A 23,216-nucleotide genomic window follows, 5' to 3' on the forward strand; every position below is an offset into this window, starting at 1 on the left:
CCGGGCCTACGATCCGACAACTCCATCGTGACCAGCACCGTGACGACGACAGCGTCCCCAGCGTCCCCGACTCCTCCACGCTCGCCGCGTGCCGATGACCGGCAGCAGAACCGCCTGCTCAAACGGCTCCATTTTTTCGCGGGGGTGGTGTGCGCGCCCCTGATCCTCATCGCCGCCGTGACCGGCCTGCTTTACGCGTTCGCGCCGACGGTGGAGCAGGTGACGAACCACTCGATGCTCACTGCCACGGCCCCCGCTGGCACAGACGGCACAGACAGGCTTCCGGTCAGTGACCTGGTTGCCACTGCCCAGAGCGAGCATCCTGACCTGACCCTGGCCGGGGTGAGGATCGGCGGCGACGGGGAGACAACCCGTGTGCTGTTCAGCGACCCTGACCTGCCGGAGTCCACCGTGCAGGCGGTGTTCCTGGACCCGTGGACAGGAGAGGTGAAGGGGGACACCACCCAGTACGGCAGTTCCGGTTCATTGCCGCTGCGACAGTGGATCGCAGAGGGCCACCGCACGGCGTGGCTCGGTGAGCCGGGGCGGCTGTACTCCGAGACTGCTGCGAGTTGGCTGGGGGTTCTTGCGGTCGGTGGCGTCGTGATGTGGTGGCAGCGGCAGCGGAAGGGTCAGGCAGGGTCACCAAAGCCCTCGAGGATCAGGTCCATGCTGCGTACCGGAGGCCGTGGCAGGACGCGGACGATGCGCCTGCACGGGGCAACAGGGACGCTCGTTGTCGCGGGCATGATCTTCCTGACCGTCACCGGACTGACCTGGTCATCGGTGGCCGGCGGCACTATCGGGGACGTGCGTGAGAAGCTGAACTGGGGGACGCCGTCGGTGGCAGCTTCACTGCCGGGGGCACAGGAGGTGACTCCGTCCGGTGCTGCCGGTGCGCATGCCGGCCACGCTGGGCACGGCGACCATGCGATGCCGGCGGGTGTCCGGGTCAGCGGGCTGAACTCGGGGTCGATCGACCGTGTCGCGACGACGGCGGAAGCGGAACTGCGCACCCCGGTGACGATCACACCCCCGACCGTGGAGGGGCAGGCGTGGACGGCGTCGGAGGACCGTGTCGCCTACCGGCTGTCGAATGACGCGGTGGCGATCGACTGGTCCACAGGCACGGTCACTGATCGGCTTGACTTCGCGGACTGGCCACTGGCGGCGAAGGCCACGAGTTGGCTTATCCAGCTGCACATGGGCACCCTCTTCGGCCTGCCGAACCAGTTGGTGCTCGGCCTGTTGGCGGCGGCGATCATCGCGATGGTCTGCTGGGGGTACATGATGTGGTGGACACGCCGGCCGGCCGGAGGCCTCGCTGGTCCGCCGCGGAGGGCACCGTGGTCACGGCCGACGGCCGGAACGCTGGTCCTCGTCACAGCGCTGGTCGTCTACGGCATCGTCGCGCCGCTGTTCGGGATCACCTGCCTGGCGTTCGTCGTGGGCAGCACGCTCTGGGACGCGGCACGTCGCAGGTTCAGCACTCCACTCAGCACTCCACGACGTTGACGGCGAGGCCGCCGCGGCTGGTCTCCTTGTACTTGTCGTTCATGTCGGCACCGGTCTCGCGCATCGTCTGAATGACCGCATCGAGCGAGACGACGTGCGAGCCGTCGCCGGCCAGCGCGAGGCGCGCGGCGGTGACCGCGGTGGACGCGGCGACGGCGTTGCGCTCGATACACGGGATCTGGACCAGGCCCCCGATGGGGTCGCAGGTCAGGCCGAGGTGATGTTCGACAGCGATCTCGGCGGCATTCTCCACCTGTGCGGCGGTGCCGCCGCGGACCGCGCAGAACCCGGCGGCGGCCATGGCACAGGCCGAGCCGACCTCCGCCTGGCAACCACCCTCGGCGCCGGAGATGGAGGCGTTGGCCTTGATCAGTGAACCCACCGCGGCGGCGGTGAGCAGGAAGGTCCGCACGTCGCGGTCGGTGGCGTCGGGAGTCGTCTTCCACCAGTAGTGCAGCACGGCGGGAATGATGCCCGCGGCACCGTTGGTGGGGGCGGTGACGACTCGTCCCCCACCGGCGTTTTCCTCGTTGACGGCGAGGGCGTAGACGTGCAGCCATTCGTCGATGGCCGACGTGGGGTCGTCCTCCAGGCGTCGGCGCATCGCGGCGGCGCGGCGTCGGACGTGGAGGCGCCCGGGAAGGACGCCGTCGGCGTGCAGACCGGCGTCGACGCAGGTGCGCATCGCAGCCCAGACGGCGTCAATGCCGGCGGTAACGTCGTCAGGGGAGCGTCGGGCACATTCGGCGGCCCAGGCGACGTCGGCGACAGTACGTCCGTCGGTACACAGGGCGAGGAGTTCTGCGGCGTTGCTGAACCCGGGACCGTCCTCGGCGGCAGGAGCAGCGTGCTCACGGTCGTCTCCGACGCGTTCGATGAAGCCGCCGCCGACGGAAAGGTACGTCTCTTCCAGGAGGGGTGTTCCTCCGCCGTCTCCCCACGCCTGCAGCACCATGGTGTTCGGGTGGCGGAGGTCGCGGGAGGCGGGGTTGAAGACCACGTCGTCGCGGCTGAAGAGGACAGGGGTTCGACCGTCGAGCTGTAGGTCCGTGGGGGTGTCGGGGTGCTCCGACCATGCGCCACGGACGTCATCGGGGTCGCACGTCTCCGGCTGGGCGCCGCGGAGCCCGGCGACCACGGCGTCCGGGGTGCCGTGTCCGCGTCCGGTGGCGGACAACGACCCGTAGAGCTGGACGCTGACCCGGGCGACGCCGGTGAGGTCAGCGGCCCGGCAAGCGAAGTCGGCGCCGGCACGCATCGGCCCGACCGTGTGGGACGAGGACGGCCCGATGCCGATGGAGAACAGGTCGAGCGCGGAGACGTACACCGTCGTTGACGTCATTGTCAGGATTCTACCGTGGTGGCCCCGACGGGACGTGCAGCCTGGCGGGCGAGCAGCTCACCGCGGGTCTCCGGGGTGAGGGCGACGGTGGCTGCGGCGAGGGCGAGACCCTTCGCCGAGACAATGGCGGCGTCGTCTCCGGCCGGCGTAGCTGCCGCTGCCGCGAAACCGGTGGTGTGCGGCGGGGCATCAGTGCCGAGGAGCGCGATCATCGGGTGGATGGACGGGACGACCTGGGACACATTGCCCATGTCGGTGGAACCGCCGGAGCTGCCCGGCTGTGCGGTGACGTCGCGACCCAGGTCGGTCAGTGCCGTGTTCCAGGCGTCGGCGAGGGTCGGGTCCTGCACGAGGCTGGCATAGCGGGGCTCAGTCTCCACGACTGACCAGGAGCAGCCGGAGGCCAGCGCACCGGCCTCGAAGCAGTTCATCACGCGGCGCTTGGCGTCCTCGAGGATGTCCATGTCGAAGGCGCGGACTTCGGCGTCGATTTCGGTGTGGTCGGGGATGATGTTGGTGACGTCGCCGCCGTCGGTAACGACACCGGCGACACGCACCGAGTTGTCCAGTTGCTGGCGCAGCAGTCCTATGGATGTCAGGGCGACCGTCGCAGCGTCGAGGGCGTTGACGCCGTTCTGTGGTGCCGCGGCGGCATGGGCCGGAGTGCCGGTGTAGGTGACCTTGAAGCGGTCGACGGCCTGGCTGGTGAAGTCACCGCACCGGGCGTCGGTGACGCCGGGCCCGCCGTGGACCATGAGGGAGATCGTTGCGTCCTCCCAGGCTCCTTCCCGCAGCATGAGCACTTTGCCGCCGCCGTGTTCCTCAGCCGGGGTGCCGAGGAGTTTGACGCGGATACCGGCGGCGTCGGCGATCTCGGCGAGTCCCAGGGCGGCGCCCAGCCCGGCGGTGGCGATGATGTTGTGTCCGCAGGCGTGGCCGATGCCGGGGAGGGCGTCGTATTCGGCGCAGACGGTGACGACGAAGTCTCCGCTGCCGTAGGTGGCTTCGATCGCGGTGTTCAGGCCGTAGACGCCGACGGTGACGTCGAAACCGGCGGCGCGCAGTTCCTCGGCGACCAGGTTGGCGGAGTCGTGTTCATTGAAGGCGAGTTCGGGGTTGGCGTGGATCGTGTGGCTGATCTCGAGCAGGCGGTCGCGGTGGTTGTCGATACGTTCGGTGACGGCGTCGGTCGCGGTGGTGAGGGTGGTGAGATCAGTCATTCGGGCTCCTTGAAAGTGGGGTAGTGGTCACCGTGGTGGGCGCGCACGTCAAGCGTAGTGTGAGCATAAGGTAGTGAGGTGCTGGAACCTGACGGCCGTAGGGCAGGAAATCGACGGAAAATGGTCAAATGACGCAGGAAATGACACTGGATGCCCTGGATGAACGGCTAGTTCACGCCGTTCAGGTGGCTCCGCGTGCAGCGTGGGCGGCATTGGCGCCCATCGTAGGCGCGGACCCGGTCACCCTCGCCCGTCGGTGGTCGCATCTCCGTCGGCAGGGCGCGGTCTACGTCACCGGTTACGGGTGGGATCCCGACGCGGTGTTCTCCCTCATCGAAATCGAGTGTCGGCCAGGACGGACCCTGCAGGTGGCGGAGGCGCTGGTGGAGGAGCGTGGAGCGTTCACGATCGACCTCACCGCCGGTGCCCGTGACATCATGCTCAGTCTGCTGACTCCGGATACCTCGGCGTTGGCGCACTGGACCCTTGAACACATTCAGGAACTGGACGGGGTGCGTCGTGTGCGGACGCACCTGGTCTCCCAGGTCGTCGCTGATGCCCGCGAGTGGCGCCTGCGCGCGCTCTCCCGCGATGAGGTGGCGGCGATCACCGGGCGCACCGCGTCTGGCAGCGCCGGTGCGGCAATGCCGCGACTGACGCCTGACGAAATGGAGAAGGTCCGTGAGGCGCTGGCTGTGGACGGGAGGGCCTCGTCTGCGGAGGTGGCGGATTCGGCAGGGATCACTGCGCGTAAGGCACGTGAGGTCGTGGCTGTGATGACGGCAACGGACCGCTACAACGTCCGCGTGGACGTTGCACGGTCGCGGACGCCGTGGCCGGTGTCGGTGTGGTACTTCCTCCAGGTGCCGGCGGACAAGGTGTCGAGGGTCGGGCCGTTGCTCAGCAAGATCGATGAAGCCCGTCTCGTGGTCACGGCGACGGGTGAGTACAACGTGATCATGGCGGCGTGGCTCCGCTCACTGTTGGACGTGAACAAGCTCGAAGCGGTTCTTGAGGAGCGTCTACCGGGAGTGCGGATCGTTGACCGGTCTGTGGTGCTGCGGTCGTTGAAGCATCTCGGGCATGTCCTCGACGACAACAGCGACGCGACGGGAAGGACGATTCCGATGCCCTGACCGGCTATATGTCAGATCCTGCGAACTCCGGATTCTCGTCGTCATTTCCTGCATCTGCGCGTGTTTGTGGGTTGGGTCACGTACTTTCGCGCCATCCCCGCACCGGGGACGGGAAGGCGGCACGTGACGACCTCGGGATGACACCCCTCCGGGCGCCGACTGACCGGTGAACTCACCACGAGAAGAGAACCTGACATGAGTAACAAGCCTCTGGAGGTCCAGGCCGCCACGAGTGAGCCCAGACCACCACGTATCATCGCCCCGACACTCCGTAGTCGTGGCCTCTGGGTGTTGGCTGGCCTGATCGTCGTGATCGCGGCGATTGCCCAGTTCATCGGACCCAGAGAGATCTCCCTGGGGTTCGCCGCCTTATCCCTGCTCCCGATGATCTGGGCATTGGCGATGGGGGTGGCGATCTCGACGCAGCGGATCCGGCCGCTTCCGCTGGACCTCCAACATGTGGCGAATGCGATCATGAGCGTCGCGGTGCTGGTGCTCGTCGCCCGACTGTCCTTCACCCTGGGGCCGAATATCCCGTTCCTGTTGGACGCCGGACCGGCTCTCCTGCTGCAGGAGATCGGCAATATCATCGGCCCGATCTGCCTCGCACTGCCGTTGGCGGTGATGCTGCGTATGGGTTCCGCCACTGTGGGGGCCACGTTCTCGATCGACCGAGAGGGTGCTTTCGCCATGGTCACTGAGCGGTTCGGGACGAATTCGCAGCAGTACCGGGGCGTGCTGTCGATGTATATCTTCGGTTCGGTGTTCGGGGCCGTGATCATCAGCCTCATCGCGTCGTTGGCGTCGTCTCTGGGGATCTTCGACTGGCGTGCGCTGGCGATGGGTGCCGGTGTGGGCTCGGGGTCGATGATGGCCGCAGGGTCGGCGTCGGTGACGGCGGCACACCCGGAGTTCGCTGACCAGATTCTCGCGCTCAGCACGACGGCGAATCTCATCGCCTCGATCGCCGGGGCCTACCTGGGGATCTGGGTAGCGCTGCCGCTGGCTGACCGTTTCTACCGGTTCCTCACCCGCCGTCAGAGTGCGAAAGACGAGGTGAAGGCCGCAGGTGCACATAAGATCCTGAAGACGTCGGGGGACCTGGCCTCTGCCGTCACGGATGCGCCGCTGGTGAGGCTGCCGCTGTGGATGTCACTGTCGGTCATCAGCATCGCAGGCGTGGTTGTCTCTGCTGTGCTCGCCGGGAGCTTCTCGTGGAACATGATTCTCACGTTCCTTGCGATGAGCGTGTTGACTGCCGTCGGCATCGGTATCGCCAGGATCACGAAGGGGAAGGCACCGGCGATCATCGTGGTGATCACCGTGGGTACGCTGCTGACGATCCCGGCATCGCCGGTGTCGTCGTGGCTGCTGCAGGTGTCAGAGAGCGTGGACTTCCTGGCGGTGATCACCATGATGCTCTCGGTGGCCGGTCTCAGTATCGGCAAGGACATCCCGCTGCTCCGGCAGATCGGGTGGAAGATCATCCCGGTCGGGATCGTGGTGATCGTCTCGACCTACCTGGCATCGACCGTCATCGCCGAGGGCGTGCTGCAGATCATCGGGTAGAGGACGATCTCACACTCCTCATCACCCCCGCGCGGTCACCACGAAGTGCGGACGTGACTCGTGTCCGGGGGCGACGCCGAAGCGACGGTCGAGCTCGGCGACCTGCGTGAGTACCTCCACTGACACTGAGGTGAAGCCGGCCTCGCGGAACACCGCGGCGAACTCCCCGGCATGTGATGCCGTTCCCAGCGGCAGCGAGGCCAGTGTCTCCGGCGAGTAGGTGCGCACGAAGGCATCCTCGCCGTCGGAGGACGGGACTTTCATCGCCGGGTCGATGCCGCCGGGGAACCAGGTGGCGTCGACGGCGATGATGACACCGCCGGGGCGGACGACCCGGCGCCACGCTCGGGCCGCGGCGAGCGGGTCCGGCAGCGTCCACAGCAGGTAGCGGTTCACGACGGCGTCCACCGATCCGTCGTCGAATCCGGGTGCGTGGGCGTCGCCGAGCATGAAGCTCGCGTCCCCTCCCGATGCCCGCGCGACGTCGATCATCCCAGACGAGCTGTCGATCCCGGTCACCCGGTGTCCGAGCCCGGCCAACAGGTTCGCGAGGTAGCCGGAGCCGGTGCCAGTATCAAGGATGTCCGCTCTGGCAGGCAACCGCGAGTCGAACACTCCCGACCACAACTCACGGTCCAGCGGGGCACGCGGCCCGGTGATCTGGTGCACGTGATAATCGACGGCGCGTCCGGACCAGTAGGAGTCCAGGCGATCCTGCAATGCTGAGGTCATGGCTGGCGGACCGTCTTCCGGTCGGCGGTGCGAGGGAAGACCAGGGTGATTTCGCCGTCGATGTCGACCCGGGTCACGGGGCGTTGGTACACCGGTTCCAGGACGGCGGGGACGAGTACCTCGCATGGTGTTCCCTCGGCAACGACGCGCCCGCAGTCCAGGACAACGATCTGGTCGCAGTAGCGGGCTGCGAGATTCAGGTCGTGGAGGACGACGGCGGATCCGGGCAGGCTGCTGACCAGTTCGAGGATCTCGTGCTGGTAGCGGATGTCGAGATGGTTTGTCGGTTCATCGAGGAGGATGTGTGGCGTCTGTTGGGCGAGGGCGCGGGCAATGAGGGCGCGTTGGTGTTCGCCTCCTGAGAGCCTGGTCAGGTCGCGTCGGGCGAGAGCGGTGAGCCCGACGGCGTCGAGCGCGCCGGCGGCCACCGCCCGGTCATGGCCGGTGGTGCGTGTCCCGAACCCCTGGTGGGGCAGACGTCCGAGCATCACCAGGTCGGCGATGCTCATCGGCATGCCGGAGGAGGTGGCGTCGCGTTCCTGGGCGACGACGGCGATGCGGGTGGCGATATCGCGGCGTCGTGTGGCCGCAAGGTCGTCGCCGTCGAGCAGGACGCGACCGGCCGTCAGCGGTACCGCCCCGTAGAGGGCGCGCAGCAGCGTGGTTTTTCCTGACCCGTTGGGCCCGACGAGGCCGAGCGTGCCGTGGGAGGGCACGGTGAGGGAGACACCGTCGATGGCGGGGCGGCCAGCGTAGGTGACCTGGATGTTCTCTGCACTGATCACGGGTGCTCCCGCAGGTAGTTGTTCAGGGTGTCCACGCCGTCGACGGCGAGCGGGGTCGGTGGTTCGGCGTAGTTGAGGAGCATCGGCAGGATTCGCTGGTCACGGCCGGCAGTGGTGCGGTCGATGCCGGGGAGACGGTTGACGTCGTCAACGACGCGGTCACTGTCGCCGGAGCTGTACAGGGCGACGATGACGTCCGGGTTGCGGTCGACAATGTCTTCGGCGCTGACGTCGAAGACCCGCTCGTTCTGGTCGGCGTAGACGTTGGACGCCCCGGTTGCCGCAACGACGGGTGCGGCCATCGAACCGGTGCCGTATGCATAGGTCACGCCGCCGCCGACAGTGGGGTACAGAACGGCGACGCTGCGTCCTGCGCCAGCAGCCTTCGATGCCTCCTGCGCGGTGTCCAGACGGCGTTGCAGATCGTCGACGAGTGCCGTGGCCTGGCCCGGACGGTTGAAGACGGTGCCGTAGAGCCGGATCTGGTCCCAGACGTCGTCCCAGGTGACGTCGCCGTCAATCGCGTCACAGAAGGCCGGTTCCTCGATCAACGGGATGTCGGAGCTGGCCAGCGTCTGCCGGTTCACTGTGTCGGTTTCACCGAGGACGAGGTCGGCGCCGGAGGCCACGACCTCTTCGCGTGAGATCTGCAGGTGCCCGGAGTCGTCGGTGCGGTCGGTGATCGAGGGGATGTCGTCGAGGACGGCATTGGTGGCGTCATCGTAGTACTCGGTGGGATACTGCCCGGCCCGGTGGGTGACGTGGTCGAGTACGCCGAGGGCGCTGAGAGTGCTCACCGCGGCGGGTTTCAGCAGGGTGACGTTGTCTGGCACGCCGTCGAGGGTGACGGTGTCGCCGCAATTGTCGACCGTCGTTGCTGCTGTGTCGTCGGCCTGCGTGCACGATGCCAGGAGCAGGGATGTCGCCAGGACGATCGATGCGGTCGACAGGGTGGTGGCTGTATTGCGTGTCATGCGGAGGCTCCCTGGTGCATGCGGTGGACGAGCAGGAGGAGGAACGGGGCACCGACGATGGCGGTGATGATGCCGACGGGGATTTCCTGCGGGGCGAGCAGTGTGCGTGAGCCGATGTCGGCCCAGCACAGCAGGATCGCGCCGAGCACGGCGGCGACAGGGACGACGGAGCGGTGTGCACTGCCGACGAGTCTCCGGGCAAGGTGGGGGACGACGAGGCCGACGAATCCGATGGATCCGGCCATCGCCACGACCGTGCCGACGAGCAGGCACGACAGAATCAGGAGAAGGCCGCGCAGACGATCCGGGTGAATGCCCAGGGTCAGGGCGGTGTCGTCCCCGGCGGCCAGGGCGTCCATCCGCGGGGCGATGACGAGGAGTACTGCTGTGACGAGCAGGACGATGCTGACTACGGCGGCCAACGGGCCGGACCAGGACGCCAGCCCCAGAGATCCCAGCAGCCAGAACATCACCGACCGGGAGGATTCCGCCGAGTCGGAGGCGAAGATCATGAAGCTGGTCACCGCGGACAGGGCGTAGCCCACGGCGATGCCGGCCATGATCAGGCGGGTGGCGGTGATGCGCCCTGCGGAGCGGGCGACGCCGAAGACGATGAGGGAGGCTACGGTGGCGCCGAGGAAGGCGCTGGTCTGCAGTGCGTAGTCGCCGAAGCCGGCGCCGACACCGGTGAGGATCGCGGCGGCGGCCCCGACCGAGGCGCCGGAGTTCACGCCGAGGACGTAGGGGTCGGCGAGGATGTTGCGGACGGTGGCCTGCAGGATGACGCCGGCGACGGCGAGGCCTGCGCCGACCGTGGCGGCGAGGACGGCGCGGGGCATCCGGATTGTCCAGATCACCGCGTCGTGGCGGGAGAGGTCGGTGCCGTCCGGTATGTCGAGGGCGGTGCCGAACAGATGGTGGGAGAGGATGCGGGTTGAATCGAGCGGGGAAATGGAGACCGGGCCAACCCCGACGGCCAGCACCACGGTCACGAGAAGAATGACGGAGAGGGCTGCCATCCAGAGGATCGTCCGGCGCCGTGCTGCGTGATGCCCGAGTATGTCCCGCTCTACGGAGCCGGGTACTGGCACGGTGGGTTCGGCTCTGAGGGTCACAGCTCATTACGGTAGTGCGATGGAGGGGTATTCGCACGTTCAAAGGAATGTTTGAATGAAGGTTTTACGTCGTGGAAATGTCCGGGGTGATGTTCGCCTGCAGCGCCGGGGCATAGGTGGCGACGACGTCATCAACATCCGTGCTTGCCAACGGCTCGACCCGTGCGATATACCGCAGCATGGCGAGGCCGACCAGCTGGCTTATCACGAGTGAGGCCCTCAGGTGGGCGTCCTTACCGTCCAGGCGCTCAGCGATCCTGCCGGTCACGATGTTCTGGGCGAGGCTGAGCATCGGGGCATTCTCCAGACTGCCGTCGAATGTGCTCCGGACAGCGGTGGTGAACACGTCGCGGTGTGGATCCCAGGACCCGCAGAACGTCCGGACGAGCCGCGCTCCGAGCCCCTCCAGCGGCCCGTCCAGGACCCCTGCGATTCTCTCGAGCGGGTTGAACGGCAGTTCCATGGTCGCCACCAGCAACTGGGCCTTGTCGCCGAAATGATGGTTGATCAGGCTCGGATCGACCCCCGCTGCGCCGGCGATGGAGCGTACGGATGCTCCGCGGAAGCCACGCTCGGCGAACTGGGCCCGGGCAACGTCGATGATCGTCTGCCGGGTCTGTGCCGCATCTCCGCCGCGCGGCCGCCCCCGTCCTCGCCCGCTACGCTCCGGGCTCACGCTGTGCGACGTCGCAGTGTCAGGGCAGCCAGAGCCACCGACGCCAGGGCGAAGCCCAGGACCACCGTCAGGTCGACGGCGAAGTCGCCGTTCCACCTGCTGGACTGTGTGAGGCGGGTGAAGGAGTCGGCGGAGTAACTCAGCGGCAGGACATCGGATATGCGGGTCAACACGGTAGCCATCGTGCCACGTGGAGTGAGTAGACCGCACAACAGCAACTGGGGGATCACCACCAACGGCATGAACTGGACTGCCTGGAACTCGGTCCGCGCGAATGCGGAGGCGAGGAGGCCCAGGCTTGTACCCAGCAGGGCATTCGCCACCGCAAAGATGCCCAGTATCCACGGGGCGTCCACGTCCAGGTTGAGCAGCCAGATGCCGACGGCAGAGGTTACCGCAGCCTGCACGAGCCCGGCGGTCCCGAAGGCGAGCGCATAGCCGGCGATGAATTCACCGCGGCGGAGACGGGTGGTCAACAGGCGTTCCAGTGTTCCCGACGTCCGCTCGCGGACCATGGTCACCGACGTCAGTAGAAACATGATGATGAACGGGAACAGGCCCAGCATCTGTGGTCCGACGCGTTGGAATATCTCGGGGCTTGCGTCGAAGACGTATTTGAACAGCCACAGAAGCAGTGACGGAAGTACCAGGACGAGCGCCAGGCTTCTGGGATCGTGGAAGATCTGCGCGCCGACGCGGCGGGCAGTGGAGAGTGCGCGTGTCATGACGCATTCCTTTCTGCCAGAGTCAGGAAAGCCTGCTCCAGATCATTCTGGCCGGAGTCTCTCCGGAGTTCATCGGGGGTCGCATCGGCGATGAGCTGTCCTTCACGCATCAGCAGAACCCTGTCGCAGCGTGCGGCCTCGTCCATGACGTGGCTGGAGACCAGGAGTGTTTTACCGTTCTGTGCCAGCCCCGTGAACAACCTCCAGAGATCGCGGCGCAGCACGGGGTCGAGTCCGACGGTCGGTTCGTCGAGGAGATACACCTCAGCGTCACCGACGAGCGCAGCGGCGAGTGAGACCCGGGCGCGTTGCCCGCCTGAGAGGTTCCCGGTCAGGTCGCTTTCGCGTCCGGTCAGTCCGACGTCGCGGAGGGCCTGCTCGACGGCGGTGCGGTTCGCTCCGCTGACCTGGGCGAAATAACGAAGATTCTGATCCACCGTCAGATCCGGGTAGACGGAGCTCGCCTGGGTCACGTACGCGACCTTTTCGCGGTTGACCGCGCTGCCGGCCGGGTGACCCAGGACGGTGACGTCACCGGACCGGATGATCTGGACTCCCGCTATTGCTCGGATCAACGTGCTCTTGCCGCATCCGCTCGGGCCGAGGATCCCGGTGATCGAGCCGGCGGGCAGGCAGAGGCTGAATCCTGAGAGGACGTGGTGTTCTCCGCGCGTGACGTGAAGATCGGTGATCTCGATCGCGGTGTTATTCAACATGCGTTGAATATATCGTCCCCGGGGAGCGCGGCGCAACAGCCTGCTGGTAAAAGGATCCACAGTGTACGACATTCGGCTACAGTGCAGAGGCATGGACAGTGCAGCGGAGAGAAGCGGGGAGAGCGCAGGTCATGACCCTGATCTGTCCCGGATGCGGGCGCTCTCCGACGAGTGGGCGGAGACGTTCCGTCTACTCGGCGACCCGACGCGGCTGAGGCTGCTCACCGTCCTGCACTACGTCGGGCCCGGTACGCTGAGCATGTCTGAACTCGCCGAGCGTGCCGGGGTGAAAACCGCGACAGCGTCTGCGGCACTGCGGCTGCTCACCACTGCGAGCGTGGTTACCGCGACCCGAGACGGGCGGATGATGCGTTACGCCCTCACCGATGAGCGTGTGCACCGGTTGCTGCACCACTTCGGCGGGACGCACGCGCACTGACCGTCTGACCAGTGCGTGCCACGCACGCCGGCAGAATAAGTACTCTCGGTAAGGCAACCGAACTCTCATCGAGGAGGCTTACGGACATGAGCACGATCACCACGCGGGACGGCGTGAACCTGCACGTCGACGACAGCGGAGATTCCGGGGACCTGGGACGTACCGTCGTCCTGATCCATGGCTGGCCACTGTCGGCGGAGTCCTGGTCGTCGCAGACAGAGGTCCTGCGTAAGAACGGCTACCGGGTCGTCGCCTACGATCGGCGAGGTTTCGGACGGTCCGACAAACCCGACTCCGGTTATGAGTATGACACCCTCGCCAAGGACCTGGAGGATGTGCTGACCGGGCTCGACCTCACTGACGTCACCCTCGTCGGATTCTCCATGGGTGGCGGCGAGGTGGCGCGCTACTTCAGTGTCGGCGACACCTCGCGCATCCGCAGTGTGGTCTTCGCCGGTGCGGTGCCGCCGTATTTGTTGAAGACTGACGACAATCCGGATGGCCCGCTGACGGAAGAGGCGGCCAAGGGGATGGAGGACGGCCTCCGCGCCGACCGTGACGCTTTCTTCGAGGACTTCACCATGGGGTTCTTCTCTGTCGGCGATGACCTCAAGGTCAGCGAGGAGACCCGGAAGGAGGCGGTGCGTCTCGCGCAGCAGAGTGACCAGACCGCGGCACTGGGTTGCATGGAAGCCTTCGGTACCACGGATTTCCGCGAGGACCTGCCGAAGATCGAGGTCCCGACGCTGATTATCCACGGCGATTCGGACGACATCGTGCCGTTCGAAGGCTCCGGTAAGCGCACCGCCGAGATGGTGCAGCACAGCCGCACCACCGTGATCGAGGGCGCGCCGCACGGGTTGAACGCCAGCCACGCCGCCGAGTTCAACGCCTCGCTGCTGGAGTTCCTCGCGGACTGACACCGTACGGGTGGTGTTTCTGCCGTTGCCGCTCGTTGAGGTGACGTCGCAGCACATCGGCAAGAGGCGGGAGGTGGACGGTTGCTTCGCCGATGATCTGAAGGTTGCGTTCTATAGCATCTAACGCCATGTCGGCTTCGGCAGTGTCCTGGTCCGTGAGCGAGTGCATGTATCTAGGAGTGCCACGGCGTTGAGCTCGACAGTTCTCGCGATCTCACGCTTGAGAAGCTGCGACGGAAATATGTCGATGCTGGTGATGCCATCGGTCCGGAAGAGTTCCCTGGTCTCCTCCATGAGGCCGGAGGCCCCGTACTTGTTCAGTAGTTCCTGGAAAGCGGCGCTGGGATCCGGCAGATCTAGTCCGCGCGGGGCATCCGGTGTCGCGGGATGGTCCGACACCGGGCCTCGCTCGGTTCGGGGGACAGAAGACCCTCGGAAAATGGGCACCATCCTGTGCACGCTCTCGGGCCTGAATGCGTGCACAGGATGGTGCCTACTTCTAACCTGTGTCTCGAGTGCGCCATCTGGGAGAGGACCCGTACCCCCGCCGTGTTTCCGCCGGGTAAAACCTCCAGCACGCCGCCCCCAGGGCCCGTCGCGTTTCGCTACCGTTGTACAAGTACGCCTACCGGCCGGTTCGCATCAGCACGCACAGAAGGACGCATTGTGGAACTCAGTCCCCGGGAGCAGGAGAAGCTCCTCATCTTCACCGCTGCCGAGGTCAGCCGCAGGCGAAAGGCCCGGGGACTCGCTCTCAACGTGCCCGAGGCCACGGCCCTGATCAGCGAGGCCGTCATTGAGGCGGCCAGGGACGGCCGGACCGTCGCTGAAGCCATGGAGATCGGCACGCAGGTCCTCGGCCGCGAGGACGTGCAGGACGGTGTCCGTGAACGACTGACCCTGATCCAGGTCGAGGCCACGTTCCCGGACGGCACGAAGCTCGTCAGCGTCCATGACCCGATCGGGATGTGACCGGTACCCATGGAGTCCCTCACCGTTCTCTACGCCGGAGCCGAGGTACCGACCCCGGCAGCACTGCAGGACGCCACGGGTGTGCCGGTGGTCACCGGCCCACGCGACCTCGCCCGCCACGCCGAACAGGCACGGACGCAGGACGTGCCGCTGGTGGTCGTCCCCGCAGGCACGGGGCGTGCCCTGACATCAGTCACTCAAGCTGCTCAAGCGTTGCAGTGGGCGCAGCGCTCCGGGACACAGGTGGTGCTCGGACCGTCGTTGATCGACGCCACCCGCGCGATCGCCGAGATGCGGCGCCATCTGCGTGCTGCAGCGACGTCACATGACGGTGTCCTGTTCCGGGCTAACACCGTCGACCCGTTCGCCGACGCCGAATTGTTGCGACGGGTACGCCTGGCCCAGCAGTTCTCTGAGGATCTCCTGGTGGAGGTTGCTTTCGACGGGTCGTGGCCGTCACCGGCCACCGCGAGGGAACGACTCGGTCTCCTCGGTGGGACGAGCGTCGCCGAGATTCGTGCGGACCTGGGTGCGGACGGTGGGATTCCGTTGTTCCGCCCGTCGTCCTTGGCCACGGCAGTGCAGCGCGCGTCACACACGGCGCTTCACCTGCTTCGTGACCACCACGACGACGGCATCGCCGCTGGCCTGCTCGCCGACCATGCCACCGGCTTCGCTCACTCCCACGGCGACGAAGACGGGCACGCGCACTCCCACGCCCACAGCCACCCCCACCACCACTAGGAGAGTTCCATGTCCGGATCCGCCAGCTACGGCCTGGCCCCCGACCAGCCGACGATGATCGAGCTGAATCTGGGGCGTGCCACCAGGCCGCTCCGTGTGTCCAACACCGGGGACCGGGCCGTCCAGGTCGGCTCTCATTACCACTTCTTCGAGGTCAACCCCGCCCTCAGTTTTGATCGCGAGGCGTCCTGGGGGACACACCTGGCGATCCCCTCCGGACTGGCGGTGCGCTTCGAACCCGGTGACACCCGCGAGGTGGAGTTGGTGGACTTCGGTGGTCGGCGGGTCCTGCACGGGTTCGCGGGACTGGTCGAAGGACGACTCGACGATCCGGCGGTGAAAGCCCGCGCCCTGGAGAACCTGCCGGGATTCCTCGCCACCAACGATGAGCTGGAGACACGTCCATGAGTACTATCGACCGGTCCCGCTACACCGAGATCTACGGCCCCACCACCGGCGACACCGTCACCCTGGCGGACACGTGCCTGACAGTCCGCATCGAGCACGACTATCTCGCCGACGCCTACGGTGACGAGTCCGTGTACGGCGGTGGCAAGGCCGTGCGCGACGGCATGGCGCAGGACCCCACCGCCACCGCCGCCTCCGGGGCACTGGATACCGTCATCACCGGTGTCATCGTCCTCGACGCGGTTTCCGGCGTGGTCAAAGGCGACGTCGGCATCCGGGACGGCCGTATCGTGAAGATCGGCAAGGCCGGTAACCCGAACACGCAGGACGGGGTGGATCCCGAGCTGGTCATCGGCCCTGGCACCGAGGTCATTGCCGGGGAGCACCGCATCCTCACCGCCGGGGGAGTGGACACCCACATCCACTACATCACTCCGCAGCAGGCCGAGCATGGCCTGGCCAACGGCATCACCACGTTCTTCGGCGGCGGCACCGGCCCGGCCGAGGGCACCCTCGGGACCACCTGCACGCCCGGGGCGTCCGGCGTGCAGTTCATGCTGCGGGCAGCCGAGGGCATGCCGGTCAACACCGGTTTCCTGGGCAAGGGATCCGGGTCCCTGCCGGAGGCACTGGCCGAGCAGATCCGCGGCGGCGCTGCGGGACTGAAGATCCACGAGGACTGGGGCGCCACCCCGGCGACGATCCGCACCGCCATGGACGTCTGCGACGAGTTCGACGTGCAGCTCGCCATCCACACCGACACCCTCAACGAGGGCGGCTTCTTCGAGTCCACCGCCCGTGCCTTCAAGGGCCGCCCCGTGCACACCTTCCACTCCGAGGGCGCCGGTGGCGGCCACGCGCCGGATATCCTGCGTGTCACCGGCATGCCGAACGTGCTGCCCGCGTCCACGAACCCCACGCTGCCCTACACGGTGAACTCGGTGGAGGAGTTGCTGGACATGGTGATGGTCTGCCATCACCTGTCCCACGACATCCCCGAGGACGTGGCCTTCGCTGACTCCCGGGTGCGCGCTGAGACCATCGCCGCAGAGACGGTACTGCACGACCTCGGCATCATCAGCATCTTCAGCTCGGACTCGCAGGCGATGGGTCGGGTCGGCGAGTCCTGGATCCGCGCGTTCCAGACCGCCCACCACTGCCGGGAACAGCTCGGTGAGCTGGACGAGGATGCGGGCACCGGGGCAGACAACAACCGGGTGCTGCGCTACGTGGCGAAGATGACGGTCAACCCGGCCATCGCCCAGGGCATCGGCGGGTACGTGGGCAGCATCGAACCGGGAAAACTGGCTGACCTGGTGCTGTGGCCGGTCGACTCCTTCGCCGCGAAACCGCGCCTGGTGCTGCGTCAGGGCAGGATCGCGTACGCGCAGATGGGTGATCCGAACGCTTCGTTGGCGACCCCGCAGCCCGTCCTCTACCGTGACCAGTTCGCCAATTACGGCACTGCCCTGCAGAGCACCCGGGTGACATTCATGTCGGCCGCGGCGATCGAGGCAGGTGTACCCGACCAACTCGGCCTGACCTCCACCGTCCTGCCGGTGGCGGGTACCCGCGACATCGGTAAGAAGGATATGGTGCGCAACGACCGTCTCGCCGACATCGCTGTGGATCCGGACACCTACGAGGTCACCGTCGACGGCGTGGCCGCGACGATCGCCCCGGCGACCACGCTGCCGCTCGCGCAGAAGTTCTTCCTGTTCTGATGGCCCCGTCGTCGTCGATGCTCCCGTTCCTGCAGGCCCTGACCTACGCGGACTCTGCCTACCCGTCGGGGCGCTACACTCTGTCCCACGGGTTGGAGGGGCTGGTGCAGGCTGGGCGGGTCTGTGGAACGCAGCAGGTCACCGAGGTGCTGCTCGACCACCTGCGCCACACCGCAGGTCCCGGCGACGGGGTGGCCACCGCTGTCGCCGTGATGACGGACGACCTCACCACCCTGGTCGCCCTGGACCATGAGCTCTCTGCCACGAAGGTCACCGGTGAGCTGCGCCGGGCGTCGACCCGGGTGGGACGCCAGCTGCTGCTGGTCACAGCTGATGTCGAGTCCCGGCTCGGTGAGCCTCAATCGGATGTCCTGCGCGCTTACGCCGCGGCGGTCGCTGCCAAGGACACCCCGGGAAACCAGGCCGTCGCAGCCGGGTTGGTACATGCGTCCCACGGGATGGACGCCGTGACAGCGGTGGCGACCGAACTCACCGGCCTCGCCGTCGGCTGGGCCGGCGCGGCGCTGCGGCTACGCCAGTGTGACCATATCGGTGCCCAGGTCGCGGTCACCGCATCCCACCCGGTGATTGTCGAGGTCGCCGGACGGGCGGTCCGTACCGCGGCAGAACTCCTCACCAACAGTGACTGGAGTCTGCTGGGCCGTGCGAGCCCCGGTAGCGATCTGGCCTCCGCCGCACACGAGACCGCCCCCGCCCGACTGTTCATGAGCTAGAAAGGCACGACCATGACCACCACCTCCCCGTCCACCCCAGACCCTGTCACCGGCACCGGGTCACCGCTGCGCATCGGCATCGGCGGCCCCGTCGGCTCCGGCAAGACCGCCCTGATCGAGGCCCTCGTCCCCCGCTTCGTCGAGGCCGGACGCCGCGTCGGCGTGATCACCAATGACATCTACACCCAGGAGGACGCCATGCACGTCCGCCGGGAGCTCGACGGCGTGATCAGCCCCGACGTGGTCATCGGGGTCGAGACCGGCTCCTGCCCGCACACCGCGGTGCGCGACGACCCGACGATGAACCTCATGACCGCCGCGGACCTGCTCGATGAGCACCCGGAGATCGACACCCTGTTCTTCGAGTCCGGCGGAGACAACCTCACGCTCACCTTCTCTCCGGCGCTGGTGGACGTGTTCGTCTTCGTCCTGGATACCGCCGAGGGGCAGAAGATGCCGAAGAAGCGTGGTCCCGGCATTACCGAGTCCGACATCCTGGTGATCAACAAGACCGATATCGCCCAGTACGTGCGCTGCGACCTCACGGTGATGAACGCCGACGCCGTCGACGTGCGCGACGGTAACCCTGTCGTCCTCACCGACTGTTTCTCCGGGCAGGGGATCACCGAGTTGCAGCAGAAACTGGAGGGGTTCCGGGAGTCCCGGGAGTGAGGTCGCTCGACCCGTCCGCCCTCACCCCGCCCGTCCCGCACGAGATGGTGGACATCGCGGGGGAGCGTTCCGTCGGCGGGGTGATGGCGGTGGGTCGCCCCGGCAAGGTCGGTGTCCTCGATGTCACGCTGGGAGTGAAGGACGGACGGACCGGGGTGTCGTCCCGGTACGTCAAAGCGCCGATGCAGCTGACCCGTCCGCTGTACATTGATCCGTCCGGCCCCGGGGAGGCGTTCCTCTACATCCGTACCACCGGTGGCGGGCTGGCCCAGAACGACCGCATCCGGCAGGTCGTCACGCTGCCCCCGGACGCCCAGGCGACGGTGACCACCCAGGCCGGCACGCCGGTGCACCGGATGGATGCCGGGATGGCGTCGCAGTGGGTGAGCCTGCACGTCGCCGATGGTGCGGTGTGCGAGTACCTGCCGGGTCAGACGATCCTCTTCGGCGGTTCACGCCTGCTGCAGACCACAGATGTTGAGGTTGCGCCCGGGGGCACGGTGCTTGCTGCGGAAGTGATGCTCACCGGCCGACTCGCCCGCGGGGAGCGCAACGGTTTTGATGCCCTGGCACAGCGTTTCCGCGTCACCCGCGACGGCCGTCCGCTGTTGTCCGACACCTTGTGCGTCACCGGCGCGACGGCGCGCTCCGAGATGCTGCTGTCACGCTGGGCGGTATGGGGGACGGTGCTCATCGTGCCGGCGTCTCCGTCCGACGTCCCCGGGCTGCTGGCCGTGCTGCGCGACGACCTTCCGACGGCGTCGGAGCAGCTCACCGCCGTGGCGTCGACGATGGTCGCGGACGAAGGAATTACCGTGCGGGTGGCCGGCGATGACCCGGTCAGCGTGCGGTTGGTGGTTGAGGCGGTTCACGGTCTGGCACGGGAGCAGCTGCTCGGGCGGCCCGCCATCGACCTACGGCGGATGTGAGTGCGTCGATCTGCGCGTCGGTGTGGGTCGCCATGACAGTGACACGCAGGATCGCCCGGCCGCGGGGGACGGTGGGGTAGCGGATCGCCGGAATGTGGAATCCGTCCTGTCGCAGTGCATCTGCCACGGCCATGGCCTCTGCTTCGTCGCCGACAGGTACCGGGATGATCGGTGTCCCTGTCGTGCCTGCCAGGCCCAGCCCGGCGGTGAGGCGCCGGACATTGTCCTGCAGTTCTCGGACGTGCCCGGGGTCGGAACGTACCAGTCGCACGGCGGCCAGCGCGGCGGCGATGGTCGGGGCAGGGGAGGCGGTGGAGTAGATGAACGGGCGTGCCTGGTTCCGCAGTAGGTCACAGGTGACGGTGTCGGCGCAGAGGAAGCCTCCCTCGGCGGCCAGTGCCTTGCTCAGCGTGCCGACCAGGACATCCGGCGCGGGGGAGTGGGGTGCGGCGCTGCCGCGTCCGTCGCCGAGGGTGCCGATGCCGTGGGCGTCGTCGACCAGGACCATGCAGCCGTGCTCCCGGGCCAGCGGGACGAGGGTGCCTACCGGCGCCACGGTACCGTCCATGGAGAATACGCCGTCGGTGACGACGAGCCCGTGCGGCGTCCGCCGTGAGTCGAGCAGCCTGCGCAGTGCATGCATGTCCTGGTGCGGGTAGACGCGCACGTCGGCACCGTTGCTCTTCGCTGACCTGCAGCCGTCGATGATGCTGGCATGGTTGCGCTCGTCGGAGAAGACGGTGACTGTGTCATCCGCCAGGACGGTCAGTGCAGCAAGGTTCGCGGCGTAGCCGGTGGGGAAGACGACGCAGTCCGGGTATCCCAGCCAGTCGGCGAGTTCGTCCTCGAGCTGCCGGTGCAGGGTCGTGGATCCGGTGGTGAGACGGGAGCCACCGGCACCGGTGCCGAAGGCACGGGTGGCGGCCACGGCTGCGGCCACCACGGTGGGGTGGTGGGAGAGGCCCAGGTAGTTGCTCGAGGAGAACAGCAGGCGGCGGTCACCGTCGATGTCGACGACCGGGTGCTGGCCGCTGGAGAGGTCCACGGTGGAGCGACCGAGTCCGGCGGTGCGCCAGGTCTGCAGGCGGTCGGCAAGGTGGGTCTGAAGACCGGTACGGGAGGTCACGGTGGTTCCTTAATTGAACAGTGTATAGCCTGGTGGTGTGAATAGTGTAGAGCATGCGACGTACGCCTGGGACGCCAGCCGTGTCGCCGAGTCTGACCGACGGCACGTCTGGCATCCCTATGCGTCGCGACATACGGCGTCAGAGAACCTGCCGGTGGCGTCCACGTCCGGCACCCGGTTACATCTGGCGGACGGTCGCGAGGTCATCGACGGCATGAGTTCCTGGTGGGCGGCCTGCCACGGGCACGGTCACCCCCACCTCCGGGCTGCCGCACACCGCCAGGTCGACCGGATGAGCCACGTGATGTTCGGCGGTCTGACGCACCAGCCCGCAGCGGAACTCGCCGAACGACTCATCGACTTCGTCCACGGGCCGGGCCTTCTCGGTGACCCGTTGACGTCGGTGTTCTACTCCGACTCCGGGTCGGTGGCCGTCGAGGTCGCATTGAAGATGGCATTGCAGTACCAACGGGGCGTCGGACGGCCTGAGCGGAACCGCTTCCTGACCTGGCGCGGCGGGTACCACGGGGATACCCAGGGGCCGATGGGCGTCTGCGATCCCGACGGCGGCATGCACGCCCTGTGGACCGGTGTGCTCACTCCACAGGTCTTCGTGCCGGCGCCACCACCCCGTGGCAGCACTCCGGAGGTCATCGACGCCTATCTGTGCCGGATACGCACCGCTGTCGAGGAGAACCACGTCGCCGCCGTCATCGTCGAACCGGTGGTCCAGGGCGCCGGTGGGATGCGGTTCCACGACCATGCTCTGGTGACCGGGCTACGGCGTCTGTGCGATGACACCGGGACACTGCTCATCCTCGATGAGATCGCCACCGGGTTCGGGCGCACCGGCGATGAGCTGGTCGGCACAGCCGCCGGCGTCGTCCCCGATATCCTCTGTATAGGCAAGGCGCTGACCGGCGGTTTCATGAGCTTCGCCGCCACGTTGTCCACCGACCGTGTCGCCACCGCCGTGGATTCCGGACCGGGTGGCGGAGCGCTGATGCACGGTCCGACGTTCATGGGCAACCCCTTGGCCTGTGCTGTCTCACTCGCGGCCCTGGATCTGGTGGAGTCCGGGTACTGGCGCGAGCGGATACCTCGGATCGCCGAGCTCCTGCGCAGCGGACTGGCACCGTTGCGGGATGCCCCGGGGGTCGTGGATGTCCGTGTCCTGGGGGCGATCGGCGTGGTGGAGACCACCGGCCCGGTGGATACGGCGCGGGTCACCGCCGACCTGGTGGCGCGTGGCGTGTGGCTCCGTCCCTTCGGACGACTGCTCTACACCATGCCCCCGTTCACCTGTACCGACGGAGAGATCGGTCAGATCACCTCCGCCATGTGTGAGGCGGTGGGGCCACGATGATCCTCCTCGTCACCGGCACCGGCACCGACGTCGGGAAGACGGTCGCCACCGCGGCACTGGCCGTCCGTCTGGAGGACGCCGGGCACCGCGTCACCGTGGTCAAACCCGTGCAGACCGGCGAGCCTCCCGGACACGGTGACCTGCGTACCGTCACCACGTTGACGGGGATCACCGACACACACTGCTTCGTCACCTGCCCGGAGCCGCTGGCACCGGTCGCCGCCGCGCGACGGGCCGGCGTGATCCTGCCAGGTCTGGACGAGACCGCCCGTACCCTCAGTGCCCTCGACGGGCCGGGGCGGGTCGTCCTCGTCGAAGGTGCCGGGGGACTGCTGGTCAGTCTCGGCGGCTACACCCTCGCCGATCTTGCCGTCCGGCTCGGTGCACCGGTGGTCGTGGTGACGACAACGTGTCTGGGCAGCCTCAACCACTGCGCCCTGACTCTCGAGGCGCTGGAACACCGGGGTGTCGACTGCCTCGGGGTCATCGGCGGATCCGTCCCCGCGGATCCCGATGCCGCGACGGCCACGACCCTCGACGCGCTGACGACAGCACAGTGGCTCGGTGGGATCCCCGCCGGTGTGTCGACGCTCGACGTCGAGACGTTCCGGGCCGGTGCCGTCGGCTGGGTGGAGCTCCCGGAACTGTAACCTCCGGGAAACCCCCACGGCACCCTG

25 protein-coding genes are annotated in these 23,216 nt (G+C 67.3%); 14 read left to right on the forward strand and 11 right to left on the reverse strand.

What is annotated here, in order from left to right; translation table 11 throughout:
* The first annotated feature begins 39 nt into the window (after positions 1-39).
* On the forward strand, positions 40-1,515 hold the full coding sequence (locus tag CGLY_RS02005) for a PepSY-associated TM helix domain-containing protein (RefSeq protein ID WP_407080818.1): 1,476 nt from the start codon (positions 40-42) through the stop codon (positions 1,513-1,515).
* Here the strand turns inward: CGLY_RS02005 and CGLY_RS02010 are convergent.
* Together CGLY_RS02010 and CGLY_RS02015 are read right to left on the reverse strand one after the other, a co-directional pair.
* Positions 1,496-2,857: an L-serine ammonia-lyase gene (locus CGLY_RS02010; RefSeq protein WP_038545693.1), complete on the reverse strand. Its 1,362-nt coding sequence runs from the start codon at positions 2,855-2,857 to the stop codon at positions 1,496-1,498. The two genes, CGLY_RS02005 and CGLY_RS02010, sit on opposite strands and share 20 nt — an antisense overlap.
* A 2-nt stretch (positions 2,858-2,859) precedes the next feature.
* Positions 2,860-4,077, reverse strand: a complete 1,218-nt coding sequence (locus CGLY_RS02015) for a M20 family metallopeptidase (protein WP_038545696.1) — start codon at positions 4,075-4,077, stop codon at positions 2,860-2,862.
* Between the two features lie 128 nt (positions 4,078-4,205).
* On the opposite strand from CGLY_RS02015, the gene CGLY_RS02020 reads away from it, so the two are divergent.
* Positions 4,206-5,213, forward strand: coding sequence for an Lrp/AsnC family transcriptional regulator (locus tag CGLY_RS02020; protein ID WP_038545699.1), 1,008 nt, complete (start codon positions 4,206-4,208; stop codon positions 5,211-5,213).
* A 195-nt stretch (positions 5,214-5,408) separates the two neighbouring features.
* Positions 5,409-6,782: a DUF3100 domain-containing protein gene (locus CGLY_RS02025; protein WP_038545702.1), complete on the forward strand. Its 1,374-nt coding sequence runs from the start codon at positions 5,409-5,411 to the stop codon at positions 6,780-6,782.
* Positions 6,783-6,803: 21 nt separating this feature from the next.
* Here the strand turns inward: CGLY_RS02025 and CGLY_RS02030 are convergent, their stop codons facing one another.
* The 7 genes from CGLY_RS02030 to CGLY_RS02060 all read right to left on the reverse strand — a co-directional run bounded on the left by CGLY_RS02030 (position 6,804) and on the right by CGLY_RS02060 (position 12,505).
* Entirely contained in the window at positions 6,804-7,514 is a 711-nt protein-coding gene (locus CGLY_RS02030; protein ID WP_038545705.1) for a class I SAM-dependent methyltransferase, read from the reverse strand.
* Positions 7,511-8,299 carry an ABC transporter ATP-binding protein gene (locus CGLY_RS02035; protein WP_038545708.1) on the reverse strand — a complete coding sequence of 263 codons (789 nt, stop codon included), beginning with the start codon at positions 8,297-8,299 and terminating at the stop codon, positions 7,511-7,513. The genes CGLY_RS02030 and CGLY_RS02035 overlap by 4 nt, the downstream gene beginning before the upstream one ends.
* The gene (locus CGLY_RS02040) at positions 8,296-9,273 is read right to left on the reverse strand and encodes an ABC transporter substrate-binding protein (RefSeq protein ID WP_038545711.1); all 978 of its coding nucleotides are present in this window, start codon (positions 9,271-9,273) and stop codon (positions 8,296-8,298) included. Before CGLY_RS02040 ends, CGLY_RS02035 begins: the two co-directional genes overlap by 4 nt.
* Positions 9,270-10,292, reverse strand: a complete 1,023-nt coding sequence (locus CGLY_RS02045) for a FecCD family ABC transporter permease (protein ID WP_081803741.1) — start codon at positions 10,290-10,292, stop codon at positions 9,270-9,272. Before CGLY_RS02045 ends, CGLY_RS02040 begins: the two co-directional genes overlap by 4 nt.
* Positions 10,293-10,452: 160 nt before the next feature.
* Complete coding sequence (locus CGLY_RS02050; protein WP_038545714.1) at positions 10,453-11,064, reverse strand: TetR/AcrR family transcriptional regulator; 612 nt, start codon at positions 11,062-11,064, stop codon at positions 10,453-10,455.
* The gene (locus tag CGLY_RS02055; protein ID WP_038545716.1) at positions 11,061-11,789 is read right to left on the reverse strand and encodes an ABC transporter permease; all 729 of its coding nucleotides are present in this window, start codon (positions 11,787-11,789) and stop codon (positions 11,061-11,063) included. The genes CGLY_RS02050 and CGLY_RS02055 overlap by 4 nt, the downstream gene beginning before the upstream one ends.
* Positions 11,786-12,505, reverse strand: a complete 720-nt coding sequence (locus CGLY_RS02060) for an ABC transporter ATP-binding protein (protein WP_038545719.1) — start codon at positions 12,503-12,505, stop codon at positions 11,786-11,788. The genes CGLY_RS02055 and CGLY_RS02060 overlap by 4 nt, the downstream gene beginning before the upstream one ends.
* A gap of 151 nt (positions 12,506-12,656) precedes the next feature.
* On the opposite strand from CGLY_RS02060, the gene CGLY_RS02065 reads away from it, so the two are divergent.
* Positions 12,657-12,944: an ArsR/SmtB family transcription factor gene (locus tag CGLY_RS02065; RefSeq protein WP_144313720.1), complete on the forward strand. Its 288-nt coding sequence runs from the start codon at positions 12,657-12,659 to the stop codon at positions 12,942-12,944.
* A gap of 86 nt (positions 12,945-13,030) precedes the next feature.
* On the forward strand, positions 13,031-13,864 hold the full coding sequence (locus CGLY_RS02070; RefSeq protein WP_038545725.1) for an alpha/beta fold hydrolase: 834 nt from the start codon (positions 13,031-13,033) through the stop codon (positions 13,862-13,864).
* A 120-nt stretch (positions 13,865-13,984) separates the two neighbouring features.
* On the opposite strand, the gene CGLY_RS02075 is transcribed toward CGLY_RS02070, so the two are convergent.
* On the reverse strand, positions 13,985-14,263 hold the full coding sequence (locus tag CGLY_RS02075; RefSeq protein ID WP_038545728.1) for a hypothetical protein: 279 nt from the start codon (positions 14,261-14,263) through the stop codon (positions 13,985-13,987).
* Between the two features lie 267 nt (positions 14,264-14,530).
* On the opposite strand from CGLY_RS02075, the gene CGLY_RS02080 reads away from it, so the two are divergent.
* The 7 genes from CGLY_RS02080 to CGLY_RS02110 are packed head-to-tail and all read left to right on the forward strand — an operon-like array spanning position 14,531 to position 20,047.
* Complete coding sequence (locus tag CGLY_RS02080) at positions 14,531-14,836, forward strand: urease subunit gamma (RefSeq protein WP_038545731.1); 306 nt, start codon at positions 14,531-14,533, stop codon at positions 14,834-14,836.
* A 9-nt stretch (positions 14,837-14,845) separates the two neighbouring features.
* The gene (locus tag CGLY_RS02085; RefSeq protein ID WP_038545734.1) at positions 14,846-15,580 is read left to right on the forward strand and encodes a hypothetical protein; all 735 of its coding nucleotides are present in this window, start codon (positions 14,846-14,848) and stop codon (positions 15,578-15,580) included.
* A gap of 9 nt (positions 15,581-15,589) precedes the next feature.
* A complete protein-coding gene (locus CGLY_RS02090) occupies positions 15,590-15,988 on the forward strand; it encodes an urease subunit beta (RefSeq protein ID WP_038545736.1) in 399 nt (132 codons plus the stop codon).
* Complete coding sequence (gene ureC, locus CGLY_RS02095) at positions 15,985-17,712, forward strand: urease subunit alpha (protein WP_038545739.1); 1,728 nt, start codon at positions 15,985-15,987, stop codon at positions 17,710-17,712. The genes CGLY_RS02090 and ureC overlap by 4 nt, the downstream gene beginning before the upstream one ends.
* Positions 17,712-18,446: an urease accessory protein UreF gene (locus CGLY_RS02100; protein WP_227590345.1), complete on the forward strand. Its 735-nt coding sequence runs from the start codon at positions 17,712-17,714 to the stop codon at positions 18,444-18,446. Before ureC ends, CGLY_RS02100 begins: the two co-directional genes overlap by 1 nt.
* Before the next feature lie 12 nt (positions 18,447-18,458).
* A complete protein-coding gene (ureG, locus tag CGLY_RS02105; RefSeq protein ID WP_052539491.1) occupies positions 18,459-19,118 on the forward strand; it encodes an urease accessory protein UreG in 660 nt (219 codons plus the stop codon).
* Complete coding sequence (locus tag CGLY_RS02110) at positions 19,115-20,047, forward strand: urease accessory protein UreD (RefSeq protein WP_038545742.1); 933 nt, start codon at positions 19,115-19,117, stop codon at positions 20,045-20,047. Before ureG ends, CGLY_RS02110 begins: the two co-directional genes overlap by 4 nt.
* On the opposite strand, the gene CGLY_RS02115 is transcribed toward CGLY_RS02110, so the two are convergent.
* Complete coding sequence (locus tag CGLY_RS02115) at positions 19,959-21,173, reverse strand: aminotransferase class I/II-fold pyridoxal phosphate-dependent enzyme (protein ID WP_052539493.1); 1,215 nt, start codon at positions 21,171-21,173, stop codon at positions 19,959-19,961. The genes CGLY_RS02110 and CGLY_RS02115 overlap by 89 nt on opposite strands.
* Positions 21,174-21,210: 37 nt before the next feature.
* Between CGLY_RS02115 and CGLY_RS02120 the strand changes: the two genes are divergently transcribed.
* Together CGLY_RS02120 and bioD are read left to right on the forward strand one after the other, a co-directional pair.
* Positions 21,211-22,539, forward strand: coding sequence for an adenosylmethionine--8-amino-7-oxononanoate transaminase (locus tag CGLY_RS02120; protein ID WP_038545745.1), 1,329 nt, complete (start codon positions 21,211-21,213; stop codon positions 22,537-22,539).
* Entirely contained in the window at positions 22,536-23,189 is a 654-nt protein-coding gene (gene bioD / locus CGLY_RS02125; protein WP_038545748.1) for a dethiobiotin synthase, read from the forward strand. Before CGLY_RS02120 ends, bioD begins: the two co-directional genes overlap by 4 nt.
* The last annotated feature ends 27 nt before the right edge of the window (positions 23,190-23,216 follow it).

This window comes from Corynebacterium glyciniphilum AJ 3170 (genome assembly GCF_000626675.1).
GTDB lineage: Bacteria > Actinomycetota > Actinomycetes > Mycobacteriales > Mycobacteriaceae > Corynebacterium > Corynebacterium glyciniphilum.

Coding starts and splice junctions, on each gene's coding strand:
- CGLY_RS02010 (WP_038545693.1), bottom strand. CDS start 2,857: ATGACGTCAACGACGGTGTACGTCTCCGCGCTCGACCTGTTCTCCATC.
- CGLY_RS02015 (WP_038545696.1), bottom strand. CDS start 4,077: ATGACTGATCTCACCACCCTCACCACCGCGACCGACGCCGTCACCGAA.
- CGLY_RS02020 (WP_038545699.1), top strand. CDS start 4,206: ATGACGCAGGAAATGACACTGGATGCCCTGGATGAACGGCTAGTTCAC.
- CGLY_RS02025 (WP_038545702.1), top strand. CDS start 5,409: ATGAGTAACAAGCCTCTGGAGGTCCAGGCCGCCACGAGTGAGCCCAGA.
- CGLY_RS02030 (WP_038545705.1), bottom strand. CDS start 7,514: ATGACCTCAGCATTGCAGGATCGCCTGGACTCCTACTGGTCCGGACGC.
- CGLY_RS02040 (WP_038545711.1), bottom strand. CDS start 9,273: ATGACACGCAATACAGCCACCACCCTGTCGACCGCATCGATCGTCCTG.
- CGLY_RS02045 (WP_081803741.1), bottom strand. CDS start 10,292: ATGGCAGCCCTCTCCGTCATTCTTCTCGTGACCGTGGTGCTGGCCGTC.
- CGLY_RS02055 (WP_038545716.1), bottom strand. CDS start 11,789: ATGACACGCGCACTCTCCACTGCCCGCCGCGTCGGCGCGCAGATCTTC.
- CGLY_RS02060 (WP_038545719.1), bottom strand. CDS start 12,505: ATGTTGAATAACACCGCGATCGAGATCACCGATCTTCACGTCACGCGC.
- CGLY_RS02065 (WP_144313720.1), top strand. CDS start 12,657: ATGCGGGCGCTCTCCGACGAGTGGGCGGAGACGTTCCGTCTACTCGGC.
- CGLY_RS02070 (WP_038545725.1), top strand. CDS start 13,031: ATGAGCACGATCACCACGCGGGACGGCGTGAACCTGCACGTCGACGAC.
- CGLY_RS02085 (WP_038545734.1), top strand. CDS start 14,846: ATGGAGTCCCTCACCGTTCTCTACGCCGGAGCCGAGGTACCGACCCCG.
- CGLY_RS02090 (WP_038545736.1), top strand. CDS start 15,590: ATGTCCGGATCCGCCAGCTACGGCCTGGCCCCCGACCAGCCGACGATG.
- ureC (WP_038545739.1), top strand. CDS start 15,985: ATGAGTACTATCGACCGGTCCCGCTACACCGAGATCTACGGCCCCACC.
- CGLY_RS02100 (WP_227590345.1), top strand. CDS start 17,712: ATGGCCCCGTCGTCGTCGATGCTCCCGTTCCTGCAGGCCCTGACCTAC.
- ureG (WP_052539491.1), top strand. CDS start 18,459: ATGACCACCACCTCCCCGTCCACCCCAGACCCTGTCACCGGCACCGGG.
- bioD (WP_038545748.1), top strand. CDS start 22,536: ATGATCCTCCTCGTCACCGGCACCGGCACCGACGTCGGGAAGACGGTC.